We start from the raw sequence: 21,993 nt of genomic DNA on the forward strand, positions 1-21,993 counted from the left end.
CCCGCGGCGCACCGGGTGCTGTCGGCCTGTCGGTGCCGTGCGCCAGGATGAGCGGGTGAGCGAAACGTCCGTGCCCGAGGCCGACCCCGACGCCGCTGCCACCCAGCCGCCCGACGACGTCCGCCACACCTGGGCCGACCTGGCCGAGCAGCTGCGCGCCCACCAGTTCGCCTATCACGTCAAGGACGCGCCGACGATCAGCGACGGCGAGTACGACGCGCTCTACCGCGAGCTCGACCGGCTCGAGCAGGACTACCCCTCGCTGCGCACGCCCGACAGCCCGACGCAGCAGGTCGGCGGCGCGACGTTCAGCACCGACTTCGCCGCGGTCACCCACCGCGAGCGGATGCTCAGCCTCGACAACGTGTTCAGCCCCGAGGAGCTCGACGGCTGGCTCGAGCGCGTCGAGCGCGAGACCGGCGGCGCCACCGTGCACTACCTGTGCGAGCTCAAGATCGACGGACTGGCCATCAACCTGCTGTACGACCGCGGTCGCCTCGTGCGCGCCGCCACCCGCGGCGACGGCACCACCGGCGAGGACGTCACCCAGAACGTCCGCACCATCGAGGGCATCCCGCACCAGCTGCGCGGCGACGACGTGCCCGAGCTGGTCGAGGTGCGCGGCGAGGTGTTCATGTCGATGAGCGACTTCGAGCAGCTCAACGCCGAGCTGGTCGAGGCCGGCAAGCCGCCGTTCGCCAACCCGCGCAACACCGCCGCCGGCTCGCTGCGGCAGAAAGACCCCGGGTCACCGCCCGCCGCGCGCTGCGCATGCTGGTGCACGGCATCGGCGCCCGCACCGGCTTCGACATCACCCGCCAGTCCCAGGCGTACGACCTGCTGCGCGAGTGGGGCCTGCCGGTCTCGACCCACTCCAAGGTCGTCAGCAAGCCGGCGCAGGTGCAGAAGTTCGTGCGCGACGCCGGCGCCGACCGGCACGCCGTCGAGCACGAGCTCGACGGGGTCGTGGTCAAGGTCGACGAGGTGCCGCTGCAGCGTGCGCTGGGGTCGACCTCGCGCGCGCCCCGGTGGGCGATCGCGTACAAGTACCCGCCCGAGGAGGTCAACACCACGCTGCTCGACATCGCGGTCAACGTCGGACGCACCGGGCGCGTGACGCCGTACGCCGTGATGGAGCCGGTGGTCGTCGCCGGGTCCACGGTCAGCCAGGCCACGCTGCACAACGCCTCCGAGGTCGAGCGCAAGGGCGTGCTCATCGGCGACACGGTGGTGCTGCGCAAGGCGGGCGACGTGATCCCCGAGGTGCTGGGGCCGGTGGCCGACCTGCGCGACGGGTCCGAGCGCCCGTTCGTCATGCCCACCGAGTGCCCCGCGTGCGGCACCCCGCTCGCCTACGAGAAGGAGGGCGACAAGGACATCCGCTGCCCCAACTCGCGCAGCTGCCCGGCGCAGCTGCGCGAGCGGCTGTTCGGGCTCGCCGGCCGCGGCGCGTTCGACATCGAGGCGCTCGGCTGGGAGGGGTCGATCGCGCTGCTGGAGTCGGGGGTGCTCACCGACGAGTCGACGCTGTTCGACCTCACCCGCGACGACCTGATCCGGGTCCCGCTCTACACCCGCGCCGCCCGCAAGTCCGACGACCCCGACCAGGTCGTCGACGGGCGCACCCTGTCCGCCGGCGGCGTCGCCCTGCTCGACAACCTGGCCCACGCCAAGGAGCAGCCGCTGTGGCGGGTGCTCGTCGGGCTGTCGATCCGTCACGTCGGGCCGACCGTGGCCCGGCTGCTGGCGACCGAGTTCGGGTCGATGGACGCGCTGCGCGCCGCCGACGCCGAACGCATCTCGGCCACCGACGGGGTCGGCCCGGTCATCGGCGAGGCCGTCGAGCAGTGGTTCGCCGTCGACTGGCACCGCGAGCTGGTCGACCGGTGGGCGGCGGCCGGGGTGCGGATGGCCGACGAGCGCGACGAGTCGGTGGCCCGCACGCTCGAGGGGCTCACCGTCGTCGTCACCGGCTCGCTCGAGGGGTTCTCCCGCGACGAGAGCAAGGAGGCGATCATCGCCCGCGGCGGCAAGGCGTCCGGCTCGGTGAGCAAGAAGACCGACTACGTCGTCGTCGGCGCCAACGCCGGCTCCAAGGCCGACAAGGCCGAGCAGCTGAAGGTCCCGGTGCTCGACGAGGAGCAGTTCGTCGAGCTGCTCGAGACCGGCCGGGTCGAGGGTGTGACGCCCGAGCCCGAGGGTGACGGCGAGGGCGCGGCCGACGACGGCGAGGCGGCGGAGCAACGCGGTGGCGACGACGCGGGGGAGGCGTCGTGAACGGGGACCGGCGGTGCCGCTCGACGACGTGCGCACCCACGTGGACCGGGCGCTGCGCGGCATGGCCGCGACCCTGCGTGACCTGGGCGACGACCTGGCCAACGTGCGGCCCGACCTGCCCGGCGCTAACAGCCCGTACGCCATCGTCACCCACTGCCTCGGCGTCATGGAGTTCTGGGGCGGGCAGGTGCTGGCCGACCGGGTCGTCGAGCGCGACCGCGAGGCGGAGTTCGTGGCCACCGGTGCGGTGGCGCCGCTGCTGGAGCGCATGGAACAGCAACGCGCCCGCTTCGAGCGCGACCTCGCCGGCTTCGACGGCGCTGCGCCCCCGCGCGGCCCGATCCCCGACCGCGACCAGGCCGACATGCCCGAGTTCACCGCCACCCAGGGCGGCGTGCTGCTGCACGTCCTCGAGGAGCTCGTCCAGCACCGCGGCCAGCTCGACGTGACCGCCGACCTGGTCCGCCCCCGCACCTGACCCGACCGCGGCCCCCGATTTCTCAGCGCAGGCCTCCCACGCCCCGCCCCGTCACGCGGGGGCGGTCCACCGCCGGGGGTGCGCTCAGCCGCACGATCCAGCGGTGGTCCGCGAGGGCGTACGTCATTTCCCCCGATATCGGCGCTACTGACAGGTCCACGCGCCTGGGACACGTCACAACCCCCGGTATCGGCGCTTGTGACGGGCGCGTACGCCTGGGGCGCGTCATTTCCCCCGGTATCGGCGCTACTGACAGGTCCACACGTCAGCAGCCCGTCACAACCCCCGGTATCGGCGCTTGTGACGGGCGCGTACGCCTGGGGCGCGTCATTTCCCCCGGTATCGGGGTCAGCGGCGGGGAGCGGGGCGCTCACCGCACGCGCGGGCGGGCCTCCGGAGCGGCGGCGGTCCAGCTCGGCGTCGAGCGCGCGCAGGCCGCCCTCGGTGAGCAGGTGGTTGGCGAGGACGTACTCCCCGAGCTGCTGCGAGGGGTTGCTGCCGAACGGGACGGCCAGCGCCTCCGACGCCTGCCGGAACTTGCTGGCCAGCCAGCCCTCCGACTTGGCGGCGCCGAGCCACTGGCCGCAGGTGCGCAGCAGCACGCCGCGCGGCACGGTGTAGCTCGGGTCCTTCATCCGTCCGCGGCGCAGCAGCACCGCCGCGAGCGCCGCGGCCACCTGCCAGTCCTGGCCCGCCGGGGGCGACTGGATCGAGGCGACGTTCCACCCGGTCGTCACGGTCGAGGCCGGGTCGGCCGCAGCCGGCGCCCCGGATGCTCCGGCAGCCCCGGGCGCGGCACCACCGGACCGGGGAGGTGCTGCTGCCGGTCGGGGTTGACCACCACGGTGGCCTGCGCGCCGGTCGAGGTGTGCAGCAGCAGCTGGACCGGCGGGCGGAACGTCGCCTCCTCGCCGTCCTCGAGGCTGCCGGCCACCCGGCCGTCGGCACGCTTGACCTCCAGGGTCCCCTGCCGCTGCTGGCAGCGCACGTGCACCAGCCCGCCGGTCTCGGCCCGCAGCTCGAACGCCGAGCGCGACACCCGGCTCGAGGTGGACACCACCACGGTCCCTTCGTGCCCGGCACGGCCGAACACCAACGTCTCGCCCTCGCGCAGCGGCAGCTCCTCCTGCCCTCCGTCGCGCCGCAGCACCACCAGTCCGATCGTCACGGGTTCCCTCTCCGCCGTACGTCTGCCGCCGCTCTCCGCGAGAGCATCCTCTCGTTCCGTGGCCAGACTCGCCCCGCAACGCGTCTACTCAGTGTTACCGCACCCGGTGAGGGGAGCCCGGGAGCGGGTGACGGCGAGCAGTCGGCGCAGCCGAGTCGTCTGGGTCTGTCGGGGGCGACCCAGCCGGCCCAGGCGCCGGGGTTCGCCGGCGGCCGTGGGGGCGGCCGCCGCGCCGGTCGGGCCGGCGGGGTCATGTGGCGGCCCCACCGGCCGGGCCGGCGCCGACAGCGTCCGCCAGGGCACGCGCCGCCGCCGTCCACAGCCTCGCGACTTCCGCCCGCACGCGCGCCCCCGACCTGCCATCCTTCGCTCACGCTCGACGGTCGGGCGCCGCGAAGGGGGATCGATGAGCACCCAGGACGACCCGTACGCCGCGCCGGGCCAGGCGTCCGACCCGGCCGTCCCGCCGCCGCAGCCGGCCGCCCCGAGCGGGCCGACGGCGTACGCCCAGCCGCAGCCGGCGTACGCCCAGCCGCAGCCGACGTACGCCTATCCCACGCCGGGATACGGCGGCGCCAGCGGCTCGGGCCGCGGGCTGGCCGTCGCCGCACTGGTGGTCGCGGTGCTCGCGCTGGTCGCAGCGGGCGTCGCCCTCGTGGTCGTGCTGCTCGCGCTGTTCCCGGGCGACCCCGGGCCGTACGGCCCCTACGACGAGGCCATCACCGGCACCCTGGCCCAGGCCGAGGCCGGCCAGCCGTACGCCGGTGCCGACCTGGCCGACGAGGTCGCCCGGGCGTTCGACACCTACTACGGGCCGGACTCGATCAGCGGCACGACCTGCCCCGACCTGCCCTCGGTGAGCGAGGGGAGAGCGTCACCTGCACCGCGACGGTGCTCGACGTGCCGTCCGACCTCGAGGTGGTGCTCACCGACGACCGGGGCCACTTCGAGGTGCTGGAGTCTCCGTCCTGAGGGCCGAACGGGCCGCCGGCGAGGGCCGCGGCACCGCCCCGAGCCGGGGCCGCGCGGCCGCTCTAGACTGACCCGCATGTCCACGCTCTCCCGCGACGACGTCGCGCACGTCGCCATGCTCGCCCGGATCCAGCTCTCCGACGAGGAGCTGGACCACCTGGCGGGGCAGCTGGACCAGATCGTCGGCTTCGTCGCGAGCGTCAGCGAGGTCGCTGCCGCCGACGTGCCGCCGATGTCGCACCCGCTGCCGCTGCGCAACGTCACCCGGCCCGACGAGGTGCGCCCGAGCCTGTCCGCCGAGGAGGCGCTCGCCGCCGCCCCCGCGCAGGACCTGCAGCGCTTCGAGGTGCCGCGCATCCTCGACGAGGACTGACCGGCCACCGCTCCGCCACCCGCACCCCGCACCGAAGGACCCACGTGACCAGCGACCCCACCCGGCTGTCCGCGGCCGAGCTCGCCGACCGGTTGGCCGCCGGCGAGCTCAGCTCGGTCGAGATCACCCAGGCGCACCTCGACCGCATCGACGCGGTCGACCCCAAGGTCCACGCCTACCTGCACGTCGACCGCGACGGGGCGCTCGCCCAGGCCGCCGAGGCCGACCGGCGCCGCTCCGCGGGCGAGGACGTGGCCGCGCTCACCGGCGTGCCGATCGCGGTCAAGGACGTCGTCACCACCAAGGGCCTGCCCACCACCGCGGGGTCGCGCATCCTGCAGGGCTGGATCCCGCCGTACGACGCCACGCTGGTCACCCGCCTGAAGCAGGCCGGCATGCCGATCCTCGGCAAGACCAACATGGACGAGTTCGCGATGGGCTCCTCCACCGAGCACTCGGCCTACGGCCCGACGCGCAACCCGTGGGACCTCGAGCGCATCCCGGGCGGCTCCGGCGGCGGGTCGGCGGCCGCGGTCGGCGCCCACCTGGCGCCCCTGGCGATCGGCACCGACACCGGCGGCTCGATCCGCCAGCCTGCCTCGGTGACGGGCACGGTCGGGGCCAAGCCGACGTACGGCGGGGTGTCGCGCTACGGCCTCATCGCCCTGGCGTCCTCGCTGGACCAGGCCGGCCCGTGCACCCGCACGGTGCTCGACTCGGCCCTGCTGCACGAGGTCATCGGCGGGCACGACCCGATGGACTCCACCTCTATCGACGCGCCCGTGCCGCCGGTCGTCGAGGCCGCGCGCCGCGCCGACGTGACGGGGCTGCGCATCGGCATCGTGCGCGAGCTGACCGGCGACGGCTACGCCCCCGACGTGCAGCGCCGCTTCGACGAGGCGGTCGCGCTGCTCACCGACCGCGGCGCCGAGATCGTCGAGGTCTCCTGCCCGCACTTCGAGCAGGCGCTCGCGGCCTACTACCTGATCCTGCCGAGCGAGGCGTCGTCCAACCTCGCCAAGTTCGACGCGATGCGCTACGGCCTGCGGGTCGGGCCCGAGGGGGTCGAGCGGCCCAGCGCCGAGCAGGTCATGGCCGCGACCCGCGACGCCGGCTTCGGCGACGAGGTCAAGCGCCGGATCATCCTCGGCACGTACGCCCTCTCGGCCGGCTACTACGACGCCTACTACGGCCAGGCGCAGAAGGTGCGCACCCTCGTGGCACGCGACTTCGCCGCCGCGTTCGAGCAGGCCGACGTGCTGGTCAGCCCGACCGCGCCCACCACGGCGTTCAAGCTGGGCGACAAGCTCGACGACCCGATGGCGATGTACCGCAACGACATCGCGACCATCCCCGCCAACCTCGCCGGCATCCCCGGCCTGTCCGTCCCCGCCGGCCTCGGCGACGACGGGCTCCCCGTCGGGTTCCAGGTGCTGGCCCCGGCCACCCGCGACGAGCTGATGTACGGCGTCGGTGCGGCCCTCGAGGCCGCGCTGCTGCAGGAGTGGGGCGGGCCGCTGCTCGACCGGGCGCCCGCGCTGGAGACGATGGAGGTCGCCCGATGAGCACCGCAACCACCGACGCCGTCGTCCCGTTCGACGAGGCCGTGCAGACGTACGACCCGGTGATGGGCCTGGAGGTCCACGTCGAGCTCGGCACCGCCACCAAGATGTTCTGCGGCTGCGCCACGGCGTTCGGCGCCGAGCCCAACACGCAGGTGTGCCCGGTGTGCCTTGGTCTGCCCGGTGCGCTGCCCGTGGTCAACGCGACCGCGGTGGAGTCGGCCATCCGCATCGGTCTGGCGCTGCACTGCGACATCGCCGAGTGGTGCCGGTTCGCCCGGAAGAACTACTTCTACCCGGACATGCCGAAGAACTTCCAGACCAGTCAGTACGACGAGCCGATCGCCTTCGACGGCTACCTCGACGTCGAGCTCGACGACGGGGATGTCTTCCGCGTCGAGATCGAGCGCGCGCACATGGAGGAGGACACCGGCAAGTCGCTGCACGTGGGCGGCTCGACCGGTCGCATCCAGGGCGCGGCGTACTCGCTGGTCGACTACAACCGGGCCGGCATCCCACTCATCGAGATCGTGACCCGGCCGATCCTCGGCGCGGGGGAGCGGGCGCCGGAGGTGGCGCGGGCGTACGTCGCGACGCTGCGCGACCTGCTGAAGGCGCTCGACGTCAGCGACGTGAAGATGGAGCAGGGCTCGATGCGCTGCGACGCCAACGTCTCGCTGAAGCCCAGGGGCGCTGAGCAGCTCGGCACCCGCACCGAGACCAAGAACGTCAACTCGCTGCGCTCGGTGGAGCGGGCGGTGCGCTACGAGATCTGCCGGCACGCGGCCGTGCTCGACGCGGGCGGCAGCATCACCCAGGAGACCCGGCACTGGCACGAGGACACCGGCGTCACCACGTCGGGCCGGCCCAAGTCCGACGCCGACGACTACCGCTACTTCCCCGAGCCCGACCTGGTGCCGGTGGCGCCGTCGCGCGAGGACGTCGAGCGGCTGCGCTCCACCCTGCCGGAGCCGCCGGCCGAGCGGCGCAAGCGGCTCCAGTCCGCCTGGGGCTACAGCGATCTCGAGATGCGCGACGTCATGAACGCCGGTGCCGTCGAGATCATCGAGGAGACCGTGGCCGCGGGTGCGAGCCCGGCCGCGGCGCGCAAGTGGTGGAGCGGTGAGCTGGCCCGCCGCGCCAACGCCGAGGGCAAGGCGGTCACCGACTTCGGCGTACGTCCGCAGGACGTCGCCGAGCTCGACGGCCTGGTCACCTCGGGCCGGCTCAACGACTCCATGGCGCGCCAGGTGCTCGACGGCGTGGTCGCCGGGGAGGGCACGCCCACCCAGGTCGCCGACGCGCGCGGGCTTGAGCTGGTGCAGGACGACGGGGCGCTGGAGGCCGCCGTCGACGAGGTCATCGCGGGCAACCCCGACGTCGCGCAGAAGGTGCGCGACGGCAAGGTGCAGGCGGTCGGGGCCCTCATCGGCCAGGTCATGAAGGCGATGAAGGGCCAGGCCGACGCGGCCAAGGTGCGCGAGCTGCTGCTGCAGCGGCTGGGCTGAGCGGCGTCGTTCTCCCGCCGTTCATCCCTGAGGGCCTGGCAAGCCCCAGGGTGCTGTCGTAGTCTGACGGCACGCGCGGGGGTCGTGCGCGTTTGCCGAGGGAGCAACCGCTGGAATCTCGATCCCCCGATGCCTGGGCACCTGAGAGTCAGGAGCCCAGTCACCTGAGAGGTGTGAGTATGAAGACCACGACGCCGCACCGTCGCCTGGGTCTGGCCGCTGCTGTCGCGCTGAGCGGGGGATGCTGTTCGCCGGCGTCTCGACCGCCACCGCGGCCACGAGCGGCAACCTGGAGACCAAGGGCCCGCTCTACTACTGCGAGGACGGCTACCCCCAGATGGTGGTCTACGTCCGGCCGACCAAGACCGACGAGACCGTCTCCTACACCAGCAGCCCCGACCGCGGTGACGGTCAGTGGAACCTGTCGGCCGGCGACAGCTACGGCCAGGTCTACAGCCGCGGCTCCTCGTTCGCGGGCTACGACGGCACCATCACCTTCAAGGGCTCGGAGACCGACAGCTCGCTGACGGTCAACGTCAACATCCCCGAGCGGTGCGGCGACCTGCCGAAGGAGCGCCCGGAGTCCGGCTGGGAGGGCACCGCCGTGCAGCCCACCTCGGTCCCGACCTCGAGCACCTCCTCTTCCTCGAGCTCGACCACCGCCAGCCCGACCTCCACGGACTCGCCGACCGGCCCGCCCGTGCAGACCGGCTACGAGCCCAAGGACAGCAGCAACGCCGGCGCCCTCGCGCTGATCGGCATGCTGGCTGCCGGCGCCGCCGTCACCGGCACCGCGGCGACCCGTCGACTGGGCGGTCGCTGATCCGATGCGTCGATCTCTGACGGCGGCGGCCGTGCTCATGACCACCGGGCTCCTGGCCGGATGCGCCAGCGACCCCGCGGCCAACGAGTCCAGGCCGTCGCCGTCGGGGTCGAACGGCATCCCGACCTCGGTGCCGGGCGGGGGCAGCACGCCCACGGGCGGCACCCCCACCGGCGGCACCCCGACCGGCGGCACGCCCTCGGGCTCCGCCGGCGAGAACAACCCGCGGGCCGCGAGCACCGGCGTCAACGGCGCCGCGCCCGAGGCCTCCGCGCCCGGCGGCAAGACCAAGGCTGCCGCCGGCGCCCCGGCCCAGCTGCAGATGCCCACGATCGGGTTCGACAAGGCCGTCACCAAGCTCGGCCTCAACGCCAAGGGCGAGATCAACCCGCCGGCCGGAGTCGTGCAGTGGTACGACAAGAGCGTCTCTCCCGGCCAGCCCGGCATCTCGGTGATCGCCGGCCACGTGCTCTACAACGGCCCCGACGTGTTCTACAAGCTCGACAAGCTGAACGCGGGCGACGTCGTCACGGTCACGTACGGCAACGGCGCGAAGAAGCAGTTCCGCGTCTACGCCGAAGAGGCCATCAACAAGAAGGACCTGCAGAAGGACCCGCGGGTCTGGGGCACCTCGTCCACTCCCGTCCTTGCGCTCATCACCTGCGACTCCGGGTCGCAGGTCGTGCAGAACCACCACGTCGACAACTACGTCGTGTGGGCCAAACCGATCTGATCCGAGGGGATTCGGCATGCGTCGCGGCTACGTCGCGCTTCCGGCCGCGCTCTGCGCCGCCGCGTTGGTGCTGACCGGGTGTGGAGAGTCCGATCCGGAGGCGCAGCAGACGCGCTCCGCCGCGCCGCCCAGTCCGTCGGACACACCGACACCCACGAGCACGCCCAGCACACCGACGACCTCGTCGAGCTCGGCGACCAGCAGCTCCACCTCGTCCACGGCGGCCTCGACGAGCTCGAGCTCGAGCGCGACGACGCCGCCCAGCTCCACCTCGCGCACCGCCGCCTCCTCGACCAGCAGCAGCCCGTCGAGCACCCGCGCCCCGCGCAGCTCCACCAGCAGCGCCAGCGAGACCGAGCGCCCGTCGGCCACCCGCACCTCCAACGCGCGCACCGTGCGCACGGGTCAGCCGACCCGGCTGCAGATGCCCGCCCTCGGCTTCGACCAGCCGGTGCGCGCCATGGGCCTGAACAACGGTGCGATCAACCCGCCCCCGCACGTCGTGCAGTGGTACACCGGCTCCGTCCGGCCAGGCTCCACCGGCATCTCGGTCATCGCCGGCCACGTCGCGCCGTACGGCGGCAGGGCCGGGATCTTCTCGCGCCTCAACAACCTGTCGGTCGGCGACACCGTGACCATCGGCTACGCCGGCGGCGGCGAGCGCACCTTCCGCGTCTACGCCAAGGACGCCGTCGGCAAGACCGAGCTGCAGCGTGACTCGCGCGTGTGGGGCTCTTCGTCCCGCCCGGTCGTTGCGCTCATCACCTGTGACTCCTCCGCCCCCTCGCAGGGCGGCCACAGCACCCGCAACTACGTCGTCTGGGCCAGCCCCGTCTGATCTTCTTGTCTCGGCTCCTCCTCCGGGAGCCGCTTGCTGCGCTGCGCGGCTCCCGGCATCGTCGCCGAGACCTTGATTCCTTTGCCGTCGGAGTCTTCTTGTCTCGGCCGTCGGAGTCTTCTTGTCTCAGCTCCTCCTCCGACGGCCCGTCGCAAGCTCCGGTCCGCCGGCATCGTCGCCGAGACCTTGATTCCTTTTGCCGTCGGAGTCTTCTTGTCTCTGCTCCTCACGCAGGAACCCAAGAAACGATGCGGTCGTCGCCGTCGCGGGGGTCGCCGCGGAAGGTGTTGCTGCTCATCAGCCACAGGCGCCCGTCGGGGGCGACGGCGATGGTGCGCACCCGGCCCAGGTCCGGGGTGTCGGCCTCTTCGGGCGTGCCGGGCCGGCCGTCGGTGAGCGGCACCCGCCAGACCCGTTCGCCCCGGAGCGCGGCGACGTACGCCGCGCCGTCCCCACCGATCGCGAGTCCGCTCGGGGAGGCCTCGTCGGTCGTCCACGTGACCAGCGGGTCGACCAGCCCCGAGCGGCCGCCGCGGCCCTCGACCGTCGGCCAGCCGTAGTTCTGCCCGGCGCGGATCTGGTTCAGCTCGTCGAAGGTGTCCTGCCCGAACTCGGTCGCGAACATCCGCCCGTCGGCGTCCCACGCCAGGCCCTGCACGTTGCGGTGGCCGAGCGACCACACGGGGGAGCCGGGGAAGGGGTTGCCGGCGGGCGGGCGCCCCTCCTGGTCGATGCGCAGGATCTTGCCGCCGAGGCTGCTGCGGTCCTGCGAGCGGCTGGTCTCGCCGGCGTCGCCGGTGCCGACGTACAGCTGGCGGTCGGGTCCGAACGCCAACCGGCCACCGTTGTGCACCGACGCCTTCGGGATGCCGGACAGGACCACCCGGTCCGGCCGCAGCGCCGACCCGTCCCAGGTGAAGCGCTCGATGCGGTTGTCGTCGGCGGCGGTGTAGTAGACGAACACCCGGCGGTCGGTCGCGAACGTGGGAGAGACCGCGATGCCGAGCAGCCCCGCCTCACCCTCGGGTCGCACCGCGCCGATGGTGGCGACGGTGCGCGGCGCCTGGCCCGAGCGCAGCTGCACCACCTGGCCGCGGTCGCGCAGCGTGACCAGGGCCGACCCGTCGGGCAGGAAGGCCAGCCCCCACGGCACGTCCAGCCCGGTGGCGACGGTCTGCGGCGGCCCGGTCGGTACGCCTGTGCCGGGTGCGGCGCTGCTCGCACCACCCGGGGTGGCCGGCCCTGACGTGGGCGCCGGCGAGGTGCTCGACCAGGTGGCCGGGCCCGAGGTCGCCGGGGGCGAGGAGGAGCTGTTCTGCGGGCCGGAGGAGCAGGCGGCCAGCAGCGCCAGCGTCCCGGCGGACAGGCAGGCGGTGAGGCGTCGGCGGCGCAGGGTGTCCATGGGTCATTCAACCTCGCCCGCCTGTGCGGCGGGGCCGCCGCGGGCCTACCGTGCACCCATGGCTGTGGTCTCGATCCCCGACCCGCGCTGGGTCGACGCGCTGTCCGACGTCCCCGGTGTCGAGCTGGTCGAGTGGGACATGAAGTCCCCGCCTCCGCGCTCGGACATCGAGGTGGTGGTGCCGCCCTACATGTCCTCGCCCAAGCGGCTCGAGCACCTGGCGGCGCTGCCCGACCTCGAGGCCGTGCAGCTGGTGACCGCGGGCTACGACCACGCGCTGCCCTACCTGCCCGACGGCGTACGGCTCGCGAACGGCGCCGGCATCCACGACACGTCCACGGCCGAGCTGACCCTGGCGCTCGTCCTCGCCGCGCAGCGGGGCATCCCGGACTTCGCCCGGGCGCAGGAGCGCGGTGAGTGGCTGCGCGCGGCGGGCCGCCCTCGCTCGCCGACCGGCGGGTGCTGGTCGTGGGCTACGGGTCGGTCGGGCGGGCGATCGTCCGCCGGCTGCAGGCGTTCGAGACCGACGTCACCGTGGTCGCGTCGCGGGCCCGGGAGGGCGACGACCTGGTCGAGCGGGTGCACGGCATCGACGAGCTGCGGGCGCTGGCGCCCCGGGCCGAGATCCTGGTGCTCATCGTGCCGCTGACCGACGACACCCGCGGCCTGGTCGACGCCGAGCTGCTGGCGCTGCTGCCCGAGCAGGCTCTCGTGGTCAACGTGGCGCGCGGACCCGTCGTCGACACCGACGCCCTGGTCGAGGCCTGCCAGGCCGGGCGCGTGCGCGCCGCGCTCGACGTCACCGACCCCGAGCCGCTGCCCGAGGACCACCCGCTGTGGAGCGCCCCGGGCGTGCTGATCAGCCCGCACGTCGGCGGCGCCTCGACGGCCTTCGAGCCGCGCGCGCTGGACTTCCTGCGCGAGCAGCTGGGGGCGCACGCCCGCGGCGAGGGCCTCACCCACGTGGTGCACCCGCGATGACTGCCAGGATGTGCTCATGAACGACGCGCCCACCCGCACCCTCGTCCTGCTCCGGCACGCCAAGGCCGAGGACTCCAGCACCGCGCAGACCGACCACGAGCGCGCGCTCAGCCCCGGGGCCGCGCCGACGCGGCCGCCGCCGGCGAGTGGCTCAAGGAGCAGGAGATCGCACCCACCCTGGTGCTGTGCAGCACCGCGCTGCGCACCCGCGAGACCTGGGCGGCGGTCTCGGAGACCAGCGGCTTCGGCGGCCTGGTCGAGCACGAGCGGCGCATCTACAACGCCCCCGTCGAGCAGCTGCTGCAGGTGGTGCAGGGCGCCGACGAGGACGCCCGGGTCGTCGCCCTGGTCGGTCACTCGCCCGGTGTGCCCGGCCTCGCCGCGACGCTCGCCGGGGAGGGCAGCGACGCCGACGCGGTGCGCACCCTGGAGGAGGGCTACCCCACCTGCACGATCGCGGTGCTGGAGATCTCGGGAGACTGGGCCGACCTGGCTCCCGGCAGCGCGCGCCTGCTCGCGGTGCACACCGCGCGCGACGGCGCCGAGGCGTGACCGCCGAGGCGTGACCACCGAGGCCTGACCCCGCGTCCACGGCCCCGGCCGGCTGCCCACGCTGACCACATCCCGGGAGCGGCGTCCCACCCAGCGGACACGAACGTACGATCAGGGCATGACCAGCACGCCCGACATCAAGCCCCGCAGCCGCGACGTCACCGACGGTCTCGAGAAGGCCGCGGCACGCGGGATGCTCCGCGCGGTCGGCCTCGGCGACGAGGACTTCGCCAAGCCGCAGATCGGCGTCGCGAGCTCGTGGAACGAGATCACCCCGTGCAACCTGTCGCTGGACCGGCTGGCCGGCGCGGTCAAGAACGGCGTGCACGCGGCGGGTGGCTACCCGTTGGAGTTCGGGACGATCTCGGTCAGCGACGGCATCTCGATGGGGCACGAGGGGATGCACTTCTCGCTCGTGTCGCGCGAGGTCATCGCCGACTCGGTCGAGACGGTGATGAGCGCCGAGCGGCTCGATGGCTCGGTGCTGCTGGCCGGCTGCGACAAGTCGCTGCCGGGCATGCTCATGGCCGCCGCGCGGCTCGACCTGGCCTCGGTGTTCCTCTACGCCGGCTCGATCCTGCCGGGCAACGTCGACGGCCGCGACGTGACGATCATCGACGCCTTCGAGGCGGTCGGCGCCTGCCTCGCCGGCAAGATCAGCCGCGAGGAGGTCGACAAGGTCGAGCGCGCGATCTGTCCGGGCGAGGGTGCCTGCGGCGGCGCGTACACCGCGAACACCATGGCCGCCGTCTCCGAGGCGCTCGGGCTCGCCCTCCCCGGCAGCTCCGCGCCGCCGGCGGTCGACCGGCGCCGCGACGGCTTCGCCCACCGCTCGGGCGAGGCCGTGGTCGAGATGCTGCGCCAGGGCATCACCGCCCGCCAGATCCTGACCAAGGAGGCGTTCGAGAACGCCATCGCCGTCGCCATGGCGCTCGGCGGCTCCACCAACGCCGTGCTGCACCTGCTGGCCATCGCCAACGAGGCCGAGGTCGAGCTCACCCTCGACGACTTCACCCGCATCGGCGCCAAGGTGCCGCACCTCGCCGACATGAAGCCGTTCGGGCGCTACGTCTGGGTCGACTTCGACCGCGTCGGCGGCATCCCGGTGATCATGAAGGCGCTGCTCGACGCCGGCCTGATGCACGGCGACGTGCTGACCGTGACCGGCCGCACCATGGCCGAGAACATCGCCGAGCTCGACCCGCCGGCGCTCGACGGCCGCGTCGTGCGCACCCTCTCCGAGCCGATCCACAAGACCGGCGGCCTGACCATCCTCAAGGGCAGCCTCGCGCCCGAGGGCGCGGTCGTGAAGTCGGCCGGCTTCGACGCCGACGTGTTCGACGGCACCGCGCGGGTCTTCGACGGCGAGCGCGCCGCGATGGACGCCGTCGAGGCCAACTCGCTCAAGCCGGGCGACGTCGTCGTCATCCGCTACGAGGGACCCAAGGGCGGCCCCGGCATGCGCGAGATGCTCGCCGTCACCGGTGCCATCAAGGGCGCCGGGCTCGGCAAGGACGTGCTGCTGCTCACCGACGGCCGGTTCTCCGGCGGCACCACCGGGCTGTGCGTGGGGCACGTGGCGCCGGAGGCGGTCGACGAGGGGCCGATCGCGTACGTCCGCGACGGCGACCCGATCCGGCTCGACGTGGCGAACGCCCGGCTCGACCTGCTGGTCGACGAGGAGGAGCTGCAGCGGCGGCGCGCCGAGGGCGTGCAGCACCCCGAGGCGAAGTACTCCCGCGGCGTGCTCGCGAAGTACCGCGCGCTGGTGCGCAGCGCGAGCGTGGGCGCCGTCACCGGCTGACCCGCCGCGGAGGGTCTCGCCGCGTCCCGAGGAATGCCCGCGGCGCGCTGCGACGTTGGGGCTGTCGCGGGCGCAGGAGAGGGGCGGGATGACGGTCGAGCACGGCAGCGCAGGGAGCCGGCGCGAGGAGCAGGTGCGCGAGCAGGTGGCGCTGGAGCAGACGTACCTCGACGGCGCGCACGCACGACGGGTCGAGCTGCGCGACGAGGCCGCGCTGCGGCTCGCGGACCTGGGGCCGGGCAGCGCCGGTGACCCGACGGCCCGGGCCCGGCAGGCGCGGCTGCGCGGCCGGGTGCGCGAGCTCGAGCTGGCCGAGCAGGGACTGATCTTCGGCCGGGTCGACCTCGACGACGGCGCGCAGCACCGCATCGGACGCACCGGCCTGCCCGCCCGCGACGACGAGGGCGACCCGGTGGTGGTCGACTGGCGCGCGCCGGTGGCGAGGGCGTTCTACACCGCGACCGCGGTCGACCGGCAGGGCGTGCGCCGCCGCCGCCACGTCCGCACCGACGGGCCGCTGGTCACCGGGGTGGACGACGACCTGCTGGAGGAGTCCGGCGACGGGCTCGTGGGGAGGCCTCGCTGCTCGCCGCGCTCGGGCAGGGACGCACCGGGCGCATGGGCACCGCCGTCGCCACGCTGCAGCGCGAGCAGGACGACATCGTGCGCGCACCGGCCACCGGTCCGCTGGTGGTGCAGGGCGGTCCGGGCACGGGCAAGACCGTGGTCGCGCTGCACCGGGTCGCCTACCTGCTGTTCAGCAGCGAGCGGATCGCCGAGCGCGGAGTGCTCGTGCTGGGTCCCAATCACACGTTCCTGCAATACATCTCGCAGGTGCTGCCCGCGCTCGGGGAGACCGCGGTGGTGTCGACGACGGTCGACGACCTGCTGCCCGGGCTCGCGGTCGAGCGCGCCGAGAGCCGGGCCGTGGCCGAGATCAAGGGGCGCGAGATCTGGCTCGAGGTCATGCGCCGGCACGTCGACACCCTGCTGCCGTCCGACGGCGGGCTGTCGCTGCGGTTCGACGGCGAGACCCACGACATCGGCGCCGCCCAGGTCGAGCGTCTGCTGGCCGCTGCCCGCACCGACACGCGCAGCCTGCGCGAGGTGCGCGACCGCGCGGTCGAGCGGGTGCTCGACCTGCTCGTCGACGCCGTCGCCGACCGCCACGCCGAGACGCTGGCAGGCATGGAGGAGGGGCTCGAGGACATCCTCGCCGGGGTCGACCGCAGCCTCGCCCGGCGCGACGACCGCGGGGTGGCGTCGGGCGACACCGGCGTCGACGTGGACGGCCAGCTGTCCGACGCCGACGTCGAGCGGCTGCGCGAGCGGGTCACCCTCGACCCCGACGCACGCCGGCAGCTGCTCGCGTGGTGGCCGATCCCCGATCTCGGGGCCGAGTTCCGCCGGATGACGCGCGACGCGGACCATCTGCGGCGCGTCGCACCCGAGCTGGACGACGCCGAGATCGCTTCGGTGACAGGCGAACCCGAGGGCCGGTCGTCCTCCGACATCCCGCTGCTGGACGCGCTGCGAGCGGCGCTCGACGCCTCCCCGCGGGCCGCCGATCAGGGTGAGTTCCTCGCCGAGCGCGCCGCCGACGACCCCGACTGGGTCTACGGCCACGTCGTGGTCGACGAGGCGCAGGAGCTGTCACCGATGCAGTGGGCGATGGTGCTGCGCCGGGCCGGTGGTCGGTCGATGACCGCCGTGGGTGACATCGACCAGGTCGAGGCCGCGCACCCGCACACCACCTGGGACGCCCTGCTCACCCCCGTCCTCGGAAACCGTTGGGAGACAAGCGCGCTCACGATCTGCTATCGCACGCCGCGCGAGGTCATGGCCCTCACCGGGCCGGTGCTCGAGGCGGCCGGCAGCAGCAACGTGCCGCCCACGGCGGTGCGCTCGTCGGGCGTCGCGCCATGGGCACGCGAGACTCAGGAGGCGCACCTCGCAGCCTGCGTGGTCGAGACGGTCGCCGGGCTGCGCGACCGGCACCCCGACGGCTCGGTCGGCGTGGTGGTCCCCGAGCGGCGCCGGGCCGCGCTCGCGGCGACGGTCGCGCGCGAGCTGGGCGAGGGCGTACCCGTGCTCAGCGCCACGGGCGCGAAGGGACTGGAGTGGGACGCCGTGCTGGTCGTCGACCCAGACGGGATCAGCTCCGAGCCGCGCGGCTGGAACGGCCTCTACGTCGCCCTCACCCGCTGCACCCAGGAGCTCGGGCAGCTCCTCGTGCGCCCGCGGGACTCCCAGGACTGATCGGGAAGACCCCAGCGTGCCTACGCGCCTCGATCGTTCTCGGGCGTCTCGGCGCGGGCGCGCAGCACCCGTCGCTCGGCGTCGGTGCGCGCCAGGTCCGCCGCGAGCCCGTACGCCCTCGCCGCCTCCGCGTGCCGGCCCAGCCGGGCGAGCATCTCCGCGCGGGCGGCAGGCAGGTAGGCATAGCCGCGCAGCGCCGGCTCGCTGGCCAGCGCGTCCACCAGTGCGAGCCCGGCCTCGGGTCCCTGTGCCATCGACACGGCGACCGCCCGGTTGAGCGCGACCACGGGGACGGTTGCCGCGCGAGCAGCGCGTCGTAGAGCGTGACCAGCTCGGTCCAGTCGGTCGCGGCATGGCTCGGTGCCGTCGCGTGCACGGCGGCGATCGCGGCCTGCAGCAGATAGGGCCCGCTGGCCCCCGCGCGCAGGCAGCCGACGACCGTGCGGTGCGCGCGGTCGATCGCGTCGCGGTCCCAGCGCGAGCGGTCCTGCCCGGACAGGGGCACCGGCGTGCCGTCGTCGTCGGTCGCGGTCGCCGCGCGGGCCCGCAGCAGCTCCAGCAGCGCGCCGAGCCCCAGCAGCTCGGGGTCGTGCGGCACGTGCCGGCGCAGCAGCGTCGCCAGCTCGACGGCCCGGTCGAGCAGCTCGCCCTGCTGCCGGCGCTCGCCCGAGGTCGCGGCGTGCCCGAGCGTGCCGAGCAGGTAGGTCACGTCGAGCACGGCCGGCAGCCGCTCGGGCAGCTGCTCGCGGCGCGGCACCGCGAACGGGATGTGCGCCCGCGCGATCTTCCGCTTGGCGCGGGTGATCCGCGCGGCCATCGTCGCGGTCGGCACGAGGAACAGCGCGGCCACGTCGGCGGTCGGCACGCCCAGCACCAGCCGCAGGGTGAGGGCTGCGCGGGCGGCGTCGTCGAGCGCCGGGTGGCAGCACATGAAGATCAGCCGCAGCCGGTCGTCGTGCAGCACCGGCGCGAGGTCGCCCGGCAGCAGGTCCGGCCCCGGCGGGTCGTCCCCGTCGGGGACCACGAGCAGGGGCAGCTTGCCGCGCAGACTCGCCTGCCGACGTACGACATCGGTCGCCCGGCGCCGCGCCGTCACCGTGAGCCATGCGGCCGGGTTGTGGGGGACGCCGTCGCGCGCCCAGGCCTCCATCGCCTGGGCGTAGGCCTCCTGCACGCTCTCCTGCGCGAGGTCGAGGTCGCGGGTGGTGCGCGCGGTCGCGGCGAGCACGCTCGCCCAGTCGTGCCGGTGCGCCTGGGCGAGCGCACCGGCCACGACGGCCCGCGGCGTCCTCACGTGGTGACGCCTCCGGTGCTCGACTCGATCGGCTCGGTCGGGCGCACCTCGACCCCGCCGCCCTGGTCGTGGATCGGGTTGCGCCCGGCCAGCTCCAGCGCCTCGTCGAGGCTCGGCACGTCGATGACGTAGAACCCCACGACGACGTCCTTGGTCTCGGTGAACGGGCCGTCGGTGACCACGCCGCCACGGATGCTGGTGGTGGCGGTGTGGTCGGCGAGCGGCGTGCCGAACACCATGACGCCCGAGCGCTGCAGCTCCTCGCCGTGGCGCACGTGCGCCGCGAGGGCCTCGGGGTCGGGGTCGGCGGAGATCCGGTCGGCGGGGAAGTGCAGGAACACGGCGTACTGCGGCATGGGTTCATCCTTGCGGTCGGGCCGGCGCGGTGCCGGCGTCACGGGCGAACGGGTGCTCGCCTCACTGGTCCGTCGCACGGGACCGCCCAGATCGACACCCCGGACCGGACCTTTCACCCCGGCGGGGGAGCAGGTTTGTTTGACTGGCCGCATGGATCTCGGGGAACCAGCGCTCGTCCTGGACGGGCTCACCAAGCAGTTCGGACCGCAGTACGCCGTCGCCGGCCTCAGCCTGGCGGTGCCGCAGGGGTCGATGTTCGGGGTGGTCGGACCCAACGGGGCCGGCAAGACCACCACCTTGTCGATGGTCACGGGGCTGCTGCGTCCCGACGCCGGCCGCGCGGTCGTGCTCGGTCACGACGTGTGGACCGACCCGGCGCGGGCCAAGGCGCTCATGGGCGTGCTGCCCGACGGGCTGCGCACCTTCGACCGGCTCACCGGCAGCGAGCTGCTGCGCTATCACGGGCTGCTGCGCGGCCTGCCCGCCGGCGTGGTCGCCGAGCGCGGCGAGCAGCTGCTCGCGTCGCTCGGTCTCGCGGGTGACGGCGACAAGCTCGTCGTCGACTACTCCGCCGGCATGACCAAGAAGATCGGCCTGGCCTGCGCGCTGATCCACGCGCCCCGGCTGCTGCTGCTCGACGAACCGTTCGAGGCCGTGGATCCCGTTTCAGGACAAGTGATTCGGCAGATCCTCGCCCAGTTCGTGAGGGGCGGCGGCACGGTCGTGCTGTCCAGCCACGTGATGGAGCTGGTCGAGAACCTGTGCGACCACGTAGCGGTGATCGTCGACGGCCGCGCGATCGCCTCCGGAGCCCTCGACGACGTACGCCAGGGGCAGTCGCTCCAGGAGCGCTTCCTCGGTCTGGTCGGGGTGCAGACCGGTGACGAGGAGGTGCTGTCGTGGTTGCAGTCCTCGCGCGACTGAAGTGGACGCTGCTGGTGCGCGCGCTGCGCACCAGCGTCTGGCGCACGGCCGGGGTGGTCCTCGGTGCGCTCGGCGGCCTGGTCGTCGCGATCGGCTGGGTCGTCACCATGCTGCTGATCGGAGCCGACGACGCGGGCCAGACCCAGGCCGCGGTCGTCCTCAGCCTCGCGGGCGTGGTGGCCGCGTGGGTGGTCATGCCGCTGCTGGTCTTCGGGATCGACGAGACCCTCGACCCGGTCCGCTTCGCGCTGCTGCCGCTGTCGGCCGAGCGACTCCGACCGGGACTGCTGGTCGCCGGATTCATCGGCGTACCAGGCGTTCTCACCGCCGTCCTGTCGCTCACGCCGCTGCTGGCGTGGGTGCAGCACGGGCTCGCAGCGGCGCTGGCGGCTCTGGTGTCGGGGGTGCTGTTCACGCTCACCTGCTTCCTCGGCGCACGGGCGCTGACGTCGGGGTTCGCCGGCGCGCTGGCGTCACGCCGCTACAAGGACTTCGCCGCGGTGCTGCTCGCCGCCGTCGTCATGTGCGTCGGCATCGGGGTGAACGTGCTGTCCAGCCGGGCGGCCGAGTCGCCGGAGCAGGCGCGGCAGGTCATCACCACGGGCGCGAGCGTGCTGGGCTGGACGCCGCTCGGCTGGGCGGCCGCCTTCCCGGGTGACGTCGCGCGCGGCGACTGGCTCGTCGCGGCGCTGCGGCTGGCGCTCGCGGTCGGTCTGGTCGCGGTGCTGTGGGCGGTGTGGGGCCGGTTCCTGCAGCGCGGGCTCACTTCGATCAGCGAGTCCGACACCTCGGGGCCGGGGAGGCCAGCGACCTGCCCGAGCGGGTCTTCGGCACCTCGCCGACCGGGGCCGTGGCCGCCCGCTGCGCCCGCTACTGGCGGCGCGACCCGCGCTACCTCGCCTCCGTCGTGAGCTTCGTCGTGCTGCCGATCATGATCGGCGTCTCCACCTCGGTCGGTGGTGGCGGCGGCGACGCGTTCTTCGTCGGGCCGCTGATCCTCGCCGCGCTCACCGGCCCGGGGCTCACCTCCGACCTGGCGTACGACAGCTCGGCCCTGTGGACGCACGTCGTCACCGGGGTGCCGGGCCGGGCCGACCGGGTGGGTCGCGCGCTCGCGATGGGCGTCGTCATCGTGCCGCTCGTGATGATCACCGCGGTCGTCGCGCTCGCGGTCACCGGCCGGTGGGAGTGGGCGCCCGGTTATCTCGCCGCGCTCGTCTGCCTGGTGCTGGTCGGCATGGGCGTCGGGCTCGTGACCGGGAGCGTGCAGCCCGGCCAGGCTCCGCCGCCCGGCTCGAGCCCGTTCGCTACGGGCGGCAGCGGCGGGCTGCTGACCGTCGCGATCTTCGCCGGCGGCGTCGTCGCGGCCGGGCTGCTGTCGCTCCCGGTGCTGGTCCCGCTGGCCGTCTGGGGGCTGGACTCGCTGCCGGTCCAGCTGCTGCTCCTCGTGGTCGCCGTGGCCTGGGGCGGGCTGCTCTTCCGGCTCGCGGCGACCTGGTCCGGCCACCGCCTCGAGCGCCACTGGCCCGAGCTGCTGGCGCGGGTGAGCAACTGAGCGAGCGAGCGCGTACGCCTGGGCGGCCCTCCGCCGGGAGGTGCGCTCGGGCGCACCGGTTGGCGGTGGTCCGGCGCGGCGTGACCGGTGGCGGGGGCGTACGCCTGGGCGGTCCTCCGCCGGGAGGTGCGCT

General features: G+C 74.0%; 19 protein-coding genes and 2 pseudogenes. 16 read left to right on the top strand and 5 right to left on the bottom strand.

The window, feature by feature from the left end; all coding sequences use genetic code 11:
• The first annotated feature begins 55 nt into the window (after positions 1-55).
• Positions 56-2,277: pseudogene (gene ligA / locus QUE40_RS04705) on the top strand (NAD-dependent DNA ligase LigA).
• 13 nt (positions 2,278-2,290) lie between these two features.
• A complete protein-coding gene (locus QUE40_RS04710) occupies positions 2,291-2,755 on the top strand; it encodes a mycothiol transferase (RefSeq protein WP_289232445.1) in 465 nt (154 codons plus the stop codon).
• Between the two features lie 733 nt (positions 2,756-3,488).
• Here the strand turns inward: QUE40_RS04710 and QUE40_RS04715 are convergent.
• On the bottom strand, positions 3,489-3,923 hold the full coding sequence (locus QUE40_RS04715) for a hypothetical protein (protein WP_289232446.1): 435 nt from the start codon (positions 3,921-3,923) through the stop codon (positions 3,489-3,491).
• A 1,048-nt stretch (positions 3,924-4,971) separates the two neighbouring features.
• Between QUE40_RS04715 and gatC the strand changes: the two genes are divergently transcribed.
• The 5 genes from gatC (at position 4,972) to QUE40_RS04740 (ending at position 9,894) form a co-directional block, all read left to right on the top strand.
• Positions 4,972-5,268 carry an Asp-tRNA(Asn)/Glu-tRNA(Gln) amidotransferase subunit GatC gene (gene gatC, locus QUE40_RS04720; RefSeq protein WP_142004626.1) on the top strand — a complete coding sequence of 99 codons (297 nt, stop codon included), beginning with the start codon at positions 4,972-4,974 and terminating at the stop codon, positions 5,266-5,268.
• A 44-nt stretch (positions 5,269-5,312) separates the two neighbouring features.
• Entirely contained in the window at positions 5,313-6,833 is a 1,521-nt protein-coding gene (gene gatA, locus QUE40_RS04725) for an Asp-tRNA(Asn)/Glu-tRNA(Gln) amidotransferase subunit GatA (RefSeq protein WP_289232447.1), read from the top strand.
• Positions 6,830-8,338, top strand: a complete 1,509-nt coding sequence (gene gatB, locus QUE40_RS04730) for an Asp-tRNA(Asn)/Glu-tRNA(Gln) amidotransferase subunit GatB (protein ID WP_289232448.1) — start codon at positions 6,830-6,832, stop codon at positions 8,336-8,338. Before gatA ends, gatB begins: the two co-directional genes overlap by 4 nt.
• A gap of 241 nt (positions 8,339-8,579) precedes the next feature.
• A complete protein-coding gene (locus QUE40_RS04735) occupies positions 8,580-9,161 on the top strand; it encodes a hypothetical protein (RefSeq protein ID WP_289232449.1) in 582 nt (193 codons plus the stop codon).
• Positions 9,162-9,165: 4 nt separating this feature from the next.
• The gene (locus QUE40_RS04740) at positions 9,166-9,894 is read left to right on the top strand and encodes a class F sortase (protein ID WP_289232450.1); all 729 of its coding nucleotides are present in this window, start codon (positions 9,166-9,168) and stop codon (positions 9,892-9,894) included.
• 27 nt (positions 9,895-9,921) lie between these two features.
• Here QUE40_RS04740 and QUE40_RS04745 read toward each other — a convergent pair whose 3' ends face one another.
• Positions 9,922-10,287, bottom strand: a complete 366-nt coding sequence (locus tag QUE40_RS04745) for a hypothetical protein (RefSeq protein WP_289232451.1) — start codon at positions 10,285-10,287, stop codon at positions 9,922-9,924.
• Position 10,288: 1 nt separating this feature from the next.
• On the opposite strand from QUE40_RS04745, the gene QUE40_RS04750 reads away from it, so the two are divergent.
• A complete protein-coding gene (locus tag QUE40_RS04750; protein WP_289232452.1) occupies positions 10,289-10,732 on the top strand; it encodes a class F sortase in 444 nt (147 codons plus the stop codon).
• 226 nt (positions 10,733-10,958) lie between these two features.
• On the opposite strand, the gene QUE40_RS04755 is transcribed toward QUE40_RS04750, so the two are convergent.
• Positions 10,959-12,134 (bottom strand): PQQ-dependent sugar dehydrogenase, encoded by a 1,176-nt coding sequence (locus tag QUE40_RS04755; protein ID WP_289232453.1) that lies wholly within the window; start codon positions 12,132-12,134, stop codon positions 10,959-10,961.
• Between the two features lie 468 nt (positions 12,135-12,602).
• Between QUE40_RS04755 and QUE40_RS18890 the strand changes: the two genes are divergently transcribed.
• The 5 genes and pseudogenes from QUE40_RS18890 to QUE40_RS04780 all read left to right on the top strand — a co-directional run bounded on the left by QUE40_RS18890 (position 12,603) and on the right by QUE40_RS04780 (position 17,730).
• Positions 12,603-13,115 carry an NAD(P)-dependent oxidoreductase gene (locus QUE40_RS18890; protein WP_350227129.1) on the top strand — a complete coding sequence of 171 codons (513 nt, stop codon included), beginning with the start codon at positions 12,603-12,605 and terminating at the stop codon, positions 13,113-13,115.
• 180 nt (positions 13,116-13,295) lie between these two features.
• On the top strand, positions 13,296-13,667 hold the full coding sequence (locus QUE40_RS04765) for a SixA phosphatase family protein (protein WP_491018187.1): 372 nt from the start codon (positions 13,296-13,298) through the stop codon (positions 13,665-13,667).
• Between the two features lie 118 nt (positions 13,668-13,785).
• On the top strand, positions 13,786-15,471 hold the full coding sequence (gene ilvD, locus QUE40_RS04770) for a dihydroxy-acid dehydratase (protein WP_142004634.1): 1,686 nt from the start codon (positions 13,786-13,788) through the stop codon (positions 15,469-15,471).
• Positions 15,472-15,559: 88 nt separating this feature from the next.
• A pseudogene (locus QUE40_RS19815) lies at positions 15,560-15,964 on the top strand (AAA family ATPase); the annotation flags it as partial.
• 125 nt (positions 15,965-16,089) lie between these two features.
• Positions 16,090-17,730, top strand: coding sequence for a HelD family protein (locus QUE40_RS04780; RefSeq protein ID WP_289232455.1), 1,641 nt, complete (start codon positions 16,090-16,092; stop codon positions 17,728-17,730).
• Here the strand turns inward: QUE40_RS04780 and QUE40_RS04785 are convergent.
• Both QUE40_RS04785 and QUE40_RS04790 read right to left on the bottom strand, forming a co-directional pair.
• Complete coding sequence (locus tag QUE40_RS04785; RefSeq protein WP_289232456.1) at positions 17,669-19,024, bottom strand: RNA polymerase sigma factor; 1,356 nt, start codon at positions 19,022-19,024, stop codon at positions 17,669-17,671. The two genes, QUE40_RS04780 and QUE40_RS04785, sit on opposite strands and share 62 nt — an antisense overlap.
• Positions 19,021-19,380, bottom strand: coding sequence for a YciI family protein (locus QUE40_RS04790; protein WP_289232457.1), 360 nt, complete (start codon positions 19,378-19,380; stop codon positions 19,021-19,023). Before QUE40_RS04790 ends, QUE40_RS04785 begins: the two co-directional genes overlap by 4 nt.
• 151 nt (positions 19,381-19,531) lie before the next feature.
• On the opposite strand from QUE40_RS04790, the gene QUE40_RS04795 reads away from it, so the two are divergent.
• From QUE40_RS04795 to QUE40_RS04805, 3 genes are read left to right on the top strand one after another with little or no spacing between them, the layout of a single operon-like run.
• Complete coding sequence (locus tag QUE40_RS04795) at positions 19,532-20,305, top strand: ABC transporter ATP-binding protein (RefSeq protein ID WP_142004637.1); 774 nt, start codon at positions 19,532-19,534, stop codon at positions 20,303-20,305.
• Entirely contained in the window at positions 20,281-21,216 is a 936-nt protein-coding gene (locus QUE40_RS04800) for a hypothetical protein (RefSeq protein ID WP_289232458.1), read from the top strand. Before QUE40_RS04795 ends, QUE40_RS04800 begins: the two co-directional genes overlap by 25 nt.
• Positions 21,213-21,860, top strand: coding sequence for a hypothetical protein (locus QUE40_RS04805; protein WP_289232459.1), 648 nt, complete (start codon positions 21,213-21,215; stop codon positions 21,858-21,860). Before QUE40_RS04800 ends, QUE40_RS04805 begins: the two co-directional genes overlap by 4 nt.
• Positions 21,861-21,993 lie beyond the last annotated feature (133 nt).

Source organism: Barrientosiimonas endolithica (assembly GCF_030296655.1).
Taxonomy (GTDB): Bacteria; Actinomycetota; Actinomycetes; order Actinomycetales; family Dermatophilaceae; genus Barrientosiimonas; species Barrientosiimonas humi.